Consider the following 6,312-nt stretch of genomic DNA (forward strand, 5'->3'; position numbering starts at 1 on the left):
CGAGTACCGCCTCGCCCCGGACGCCCCGGGCCTGCACCTGCTCCAGCAGGTGCGCGACGAGGCGCACCGCTTCGCCATCACCGGCCACCGCGGCCGGCGCGGGCGCAAGCGCACGCACTCCGTGCTCGAGGACATCCCCGGCCTCGGACCCAAACGCCGCCAGGCCCTGCTCAAGCAGTTCGGTGGCCTGCGCGGCGTGCGCCGGGCCGGCGTCGAGGACCTGGCCCGGGTGCAGGGCATCAACCGCGCGCTCGCCGAGCGCATCCACGAGACGCTCAACGGCTGAAATACCCCCGGCACGCGGCCGCGGGGCGTGTTAGCGTGAGCGCTCACAGGACGCACCGCACAACGCACAAACCCCGATCAGGGATCCCAATGAGCTGGAACCTGCCAAACATCCTCACGCTGCTGCGCATCGCCATGATCCCCGTGCTCGGGCTCATGTTCCTGCTGCCGTATCCGTGGTCGAACGTGATCGCCGCCTCGATCTTCGCGCTGGCGGCGGCCACGGACTGGCTCGACGGCTACCTCGCGCGCCTGTGGAGCCAGACCTCGGCGTTCGGTGCCTTCCTCGATCCGGTGGCGGACAAGCTCATCGTGGCCGTGGCGCTCATTGCCGTGCTCACCTCCCATCCGACAGCGGCGCTGGCGCTGCCCGTCGCGGTCATCATCGGCCGGGAGATCGCCGTCTCGGCGCTGCGGGAGTGGATGGCGGAGCTCGGGCTGCGCGCGAGCGTGGCCGTGGGGCTGCTCGGCAAGCTCAAGACCACCGCCCAGATGGCGGCGATCCTGCTGCTGCTCTATGCCGGGCCGGTGGCGGGGGTCTCCGCCTTCACCCTCGGTTTCTGGCTGCTCTACATCGCCGCCGTGTTGACCATCTACTCCATGGTTCTCTATCTTAACGCCGCGTGGCACGCGCTCGACGGCAGCGCCGAAACGAACCGGTAACCCGGGGTTGACGGCAACGCAGAGCGCTGTAGAATACGCCTCACAACGCAAGCGGGAATAGCTCAGTTGGTAGAGCACAACCTTGCCAAGGTTGGGGTCGCCGGTTCGAGTCCGGTTTCCCGCTCCAAGATCCCAGAAAAGGCCCCGGCATCGCCCGGGGCTTTTTCGTGGCGGCTTCCGCACGCCGTTCAGGCGTCACGCCGGCATGGCCGCGGGAGGCTCGCCAACGAATACGCATGCTGCTATGATGCGTCGCGCAGAGGCTAGGTGGCAGAGTGGTGATGCAGCGGCCTGCAAAGCCGTGTACACCGGTTCGATTCCGGTCCTAGCCTCCATTTCCTTTCCCGTCTCGATCGCCCAACGGCCCGGGTGGCGGAACTGGTAGACGCAAGGGACTTAAAATCCCTCGGGTTTTACCCGTCCGGGTTCGAGTCCCGGTCCGGGCACCAATCATTCCCCGCGGTTTTCCCGTCTCCTTTGTCCCTGTTACGCGTTCGGGCGGTTTTGTGGCTCGGGCCTTCCCAGGCCGGAATTGTCGGGCCATGTGAGAAAGGCGCCTCAAAGACGCCCGGCCGACGCGCGCATGGCACGTTCCGACCTGAAAGACGCACCACTGCCGGCGATCGTGAGCCGTTGCACCCCCGCTACCAATCCAGTGCGTCGTCGCGGCCCGTCTGTACGGTACATATACCGATCTGATTGCCGTGGGCCATGTCGGGCCGGACGTGGCGTGTATACCGGCACGGCAGCTGAGTCCATCATCCTCGCTGATGTCCCGCTTGGCGCACACATGAATGGAGCTGCCGTGGTTGATGTACGTAATATGTCTACAATACAGACAATCAGGCACTGGCTTGACGGACTAAGACAAAGGTAAATCAGCCCGCGAGGAACAGGCCCGGCAAAGACTCGGACGGGGCAGCGAAAGCCTCCTGACAGCACGCAGAGCCGCCACGAGGTGGTTCTCGACCAGGACGGTCAACGAAGACGGGAACAAGTAGGACGGGGACAACCACCAGGTTGCCTGCTATCGGGGTAGACCAGTCCGGGTCAACTACCCATGACGATATCGGGGGGAAAGGAATCCAATGCTGGACGCAGTTACTACCGTAGCTTTCACGATCCTTGGAATGGCAGCCGTTCTCCTGGTCATGGCGATCGTCGCCATGGTCCTGATCGCAACCCTAAAAACGAAGTTGCCTCGGAACGCGACACGACGAGATCCGGAGGTCGAATCAGATCACCTTTCCAATCCCGATGAACTGCCCATCACCGCAAAGGAACCGACGGTGGGGGAATCAAATCCGCCACCATCAGGTAGTTTCTACGCGAAGCGGGTAATGACGGAACCTGAGCAGATTCTATTCCACCGCTTATGCCAGAGCCAGCCTTACCATGTTTTCCCACAGGTCGCGTTCAGTCAGTTCATTGGTGCAAAAGGAAGAACGAGAAAGGAACGCTTCACTCACTTTGCGCATGCTCGACAAAAAGTGGCCGACTTTGTCCTATGTCGTCATGACTCATCCATAGTAGCTGTCATCGAACTCGATGATAGCTCCCACGATCAAAAAAGAGATCACGCTAAAGACCGGATATTAAACGATGCAGGACTAACCGTTATTAGGTGGCACGTCCGCGATATTCCTGATTCAAACGCTATAAGAACCACGATCCGAAATGCCATATCCAGTCCCGCTCAAGACGCGGCCGTCGATATGTCAATTTAGCGTCAACGGCCTCAAAGGGCATAGTGTCGTACGATGTCGCTTCCAAACGCTAAGCATGCTGAATGCCCGCTGTTTATGGCATAATATGGTGTTGAGGCAACCACTTAAAACCCCTCGGGTTTCACCCGTCCGGGTTCGAGTCCCGGTCCGGGCACCATTAATCCTTCCCTCTCATTTCCCTGTGATGCGTTTGATCCGTTTTGCGTGCCTGTCGTCTTCGTAAGGAAGAAACGACGACACGGGATGCTGTCTGGCAGGCCACTTCACTGCGGGCACGAGTCTGTCCACTTTTCGGCGGTCCCCCGTCTCCGTCCAGCCCGTTCAGTGCCGGCCGCAGGCAGGGGTGAACTGCCGGAACTTCGTTTGCCGTAGCCGGCGCCGTGGTGCGTGGCTGCCGTTGCGTCGTCCCGGGCCGCCCCCGGTGCCGTGTATCGTGCACGGTGCGAGTCGGTACGTTGTTACACTATGTGCCAGCGAATGATTCAGGTTGAATCTGTCACCACGGCCAGAGGCGGAGGGCTCCATGAGCAACGTCTTTATTGTCGGTGTTACCGGCGGCATCGGTTCCAGGCTCGCGCCCAAGCTGATCGAGGCAGGGCACGGGGTATCCGGGCTGCATCGCCGGCCCGAGCAGGACGCGGCGCTCCGGGAGGTGGGTGTCACGCCCTATCCGGGGGACCTGATGGAGGTCACCACGGAGGACCTCGTCGAGGCGACGAAGGGGCACGATGCCATCGTGTTCTCCGCCGGAGCGGCAGGGAGCGGGGCGGACCGGACGACGGCCATAGACTACGGGACACCGGTCAAGCTGATCGAGGCGGCCCGATTCAACGGCATTTCGCGTCTGTACCTGGTCTCGGCCTTCATGGACGCGGGGCGCGACCGGCCTCGCAAGGAGGGCTTCGAGCACTACATGAAGATGAAGCGCCAGGCGGATAACGCTGTCGTCGCCTCGGGCCTGGACTGGGTCATCGTGCGTCCCGGGACGCTGGTCACGGAAGATGGCAGCGGGCTGGTGAACCTGGAGCGGGCCATCCCGTACGGCAACGTGGCGAGGGGCAACGTCGCCGGCGTGCTCGCGGCGTTGATCGATCGTCCTTCCACCAGGAATGAGATCCTCGAGGTCACCGATGGTGAGACCCCGATCGATCAGGCGGTCGAGGCCATTCGGCACTAAGCGGGGTCCGGCGTACCGATCGATTCCATTGCCGGCAGCGCAGTTTTCCCGGCGAGTCGCGGCTGAACGGCGCTTCGCCTCGTGGCACCGGTCATGTGGGGCACCGGATGATCCCGTGGCTGGAGCTGCCCGCGCACGGGGTGGCTGGCGGCCCGACCGGCGACGCTGATGCGCGCCGCTCGCCCCAGGTGGGGACCGGCGGGTGGTCCTCCCGCATGCCTCCCGGATCATCCTGAATCCCCGTTCCACGGTCCGGCGTCGCCGTCGGCGCAGAGCGGGGGAACGGGATATTGACGCTATTGCCAGAATGGAAACACGGTCACCCGCTGTGAGGGGGCGCGTGCGCGAGGACATTGCGGCGCGCCATCAGGGCCTCCGCCGCGGCATACGAGCACAACGATCAACGAGGACACAGTGATGCAGAACAGGACGGTCTATCTCGCCCCGGGCGGCGGCTTCGACAACGTCTCCATCGGCGACGGCGGGGCGGTGCCCGCGCCCGGTCCCGGCGAGATCAGCGTGCGTCTGCGCGCCAGCTCGCTCAACTTCCACGACTATGGCGTGGTCAAGGGCGCGACGGCACCGAATGAGACCCGCATCCCCATGTCGGACGGCGCCGGCGAGGTCACCGCCGTGGGCGAGGGCGTCACCGAGTTCGCCGAGGGCGATCACGTGGTCAGCACCTTCTTTCCGGACTGGCTCGACGGCGAGCCGGAGCAGGAAGGTTTTGGCCGGGTTCCCGGTGACGGCATCGATGGCTACGCCCGTGAGCAGGTCACCCGGCCCGCCACCGCGTTCACCCGCGCTCCCGTGGGCTACACCCATGCGGAGGCCGCCACGCTCACCACCGCCGGGCTCACGGCCTGGCGCACGCTGATGGACGACGGCGCGCTCAAGGCCGGTGAGACGGTGCTCATCCAGGGGACCGGCGGCGTGTCGATCTTCGCGCTGCAGTTCGCGCGCATGGCCGGCGCCCGGGTGATCGCCACGTCCTCCAGCGACGAGAAGCTCGAACGCCTTCGCGCGATGGGCGCCGAACACCTCATCAACTACCGTGACGACCCGGAGTGGGGCAAGACGGTACGCCGGCTGACCGGCGGCCGCGGCGTGGATCACGTTGTCGAGGTGGGTGGCCCCGACACCCTCGCGCAGTCCATGGTCGCCGCCCGGGTCGGCGGGCACATCGCCGTCATCGGCGTGCTCACCGGCGTGAAGGGCGCCTTCCAGGTCCGCCAGGCGCTGTCGCGCCAGCTGCGGTTGCAGGCGGTGCTCGTGGGCAGCCGCCGCCAGCAGATGGAGATGGTGCGCGCCGTCGAGGCCAACGACGTGCGCCCGGTAATCGACCGGCACTTCCCGCTGGAGGAGATCGTCGACGCCTTCCGCCACCAGGAGAGCGGTGCCCACTTCGGCAAGATCTGCCTGGACATCTGACCGGCAAAAGGCCGACGGATCGCTTGAGGGGCCGTGCCCCGGGGCAGTGCGCCGGGGCGGCCCCTGTCACTCCGACTGTTCGCCCGGCATCCGCGGGCGCACGCGCAGGAATCGTGCGAATCGCGGCACGCCGTCGGCGGTCAGGCCGTTGTAACGGTAGGTGATGCGGCTGCCCACCGGCGGCGGGTCCGCCCGTTCGGCGTCGCTGAACCCCGTGCCGATGCGGAACCGCAGCCCGTCCGGCCGCTCGACCACCAGGGCGCCGAGCATCCCCTCGTACTTGCCCTCACCCTCGGTATAGGCCACGACCCGCGCCTCCGCGTCGCGGTAGGGTTTGTACTTGAGCAGGGCATCGCTGCGGCCCGTCTCGTGGATGGCGTCGCGACGGTGCAGCATCAGCCCCTCGCCGCCTTTGTCGACGATGTCGGCAAGGCGCTCGTCGAGCGCCGCCGCGTCGTCGACGCGGAACTGGCGGACGGGCCGCAGCCAGGGGATGTCCGGGTCGTCCAGCATGCGGCGCATGGCAAAGACCCGGGCCTCGAACGGCCCGCCGTGCGCCGGCAGGTCGAAGACCATGAAGCGGACCTCCCGCCACTCCGCGTCCACGGGCTCGTCGGTGCGCACCACACCGCTCACCGCCGCGAAGCGCCCCCGCCCCATCCACAGCTCGCCGTCCATCGGGCGCTCCGGCCATCCGGCCGTGAACCAGTCCGGCGGATTCACGGGGTAGCCACCGCGGGTCAGCAGCCGCTCGCCATCCCAGTAACCGCGCACCCCGTCGAGCTTCTCGCTCACCCAGTATTGGGAGACGTCGGCATTCCCCTCGTACACATTCGCGAGCAGGAGCGGGGGCGGTGCGGCCTCCGCCAGCGCGACGGCCGGGGCCAGGAGACAGAAGAACAGCAGGGTAAGCGCTCGGGCAGACATGATTCCCTCCGTGGATCGCCGAGTGGTGAGCGTGCTTCCGGTGCACGACAGGGGAGACTCTAATGGATTGGTCACCGGTGCGACAGGAGCGAGTGCCGGGGG

At 65.7% G+C, this 6,312-nt stretch carries 6 protein-coding genes and 3 tRNA genes; 8 read left to right on the top strand and 1 reads right to left on the bottom strand.

All coding sequences use genetic code 11. From position 1 onward, the window contains the following. The 8 genes from G7A99_RS13330 to G7A99_RS13365 all read left to right on the top strand — a co-directional run. A partial coding sequence (locus G7A99_RS13330) for a helix-hairpin-helix domain-containing protein (RefSeq protein WP_240466280.1) occupies positions 1-286 on the top strand: 286 nt, incomplete at its 5' end. 89 nt (positions 287-375) lie between these two features. Continuing rightward, the gene (gene pgsA / locus G7A99_RS13335) at positions 376-948 is read left to right on the top strand and encodes a CDP-diacylglycerol--glycerol-3-phosphate 3-phosphatidyltransferase (protein WP_163140891.1); all 573 of its coding nucleotides are present in this window, start codon (positions 376-378) and stop codon (positions 946-948) included. A 51-nt stretch (positions 949-999) separates the two neighbouring features. Beyond that, positions 1,000-1,075, top strand: a tRNA-Gly gene (locus G7A99_RS13340). 134 nt (positions 1,076-1,209) lie between these two features. After that, positions 1,210-1,283: transfer RNA gene (locus G7A99_RS13345), tRNA-Cys, on the top strand. 28 nt (positions 1,284-1,311) lie between these two features. Then, positions 1,312-1,397 (top strand) — tRNA-Leu (locus G7A99_RS13350). A 639-nt stretch (positions 1,398-2,036) separates the two neighbouring features. Beyond that, positions 2,037-2,675, top strand: a complete 639-nt coding sequence (locus G7A99_RS13355) for a DUF2726 domain-containing protein (RefSeq protein ID WP_163140894.1) — start codon at positions 2,037-2,039, stop codon at positions 2,673-2,675. Positions 2,676-3,198: 523 nt separating this feature from the next. Then, entirely contained in the window at positions 3,199-3,852 is a 654-nt protein-coding gene (locus G7A99_RS13360) for an SDR family oxidoreductase (protein WP_163140897.1), read from the top strand. Positions 3,853-4,269: 417 nt separating this feature from the next. Continuing rightward, positions 4,270-5,283, top strand: a complete 1,014-nt coding sequence (locus tag G7A99_RS13365) for an NAD(P)-dependent alcohol dehydrogenase (protein ID WP_163140900.1) — start codon at positions 4,270-4,272, stop codon at positions 5,281-5,283. A gap of 66 nt (positions 5,284-5,349) precedes the next feature. On the opposite strand, the gene G7A99_RS13370 is transcribed toward G7A99_RS13365, so the two are convergent. Next, on the bottom strand, positions 5,350-6,210 hold the full coding sequence (locus G7A99_RS13370) for a DNA ligase (protein WP_163140903.1): 861 nt from the start codon (positions 6,208-6,210) through the stop codon (positions 5,350-5,352). Positions 6,211-6,312 lie beyond the last annotated feature (102 nt).

The sequence above is a fragment of the Arhodomonas sp. KWT genome, from assembly GCF_010993615.1.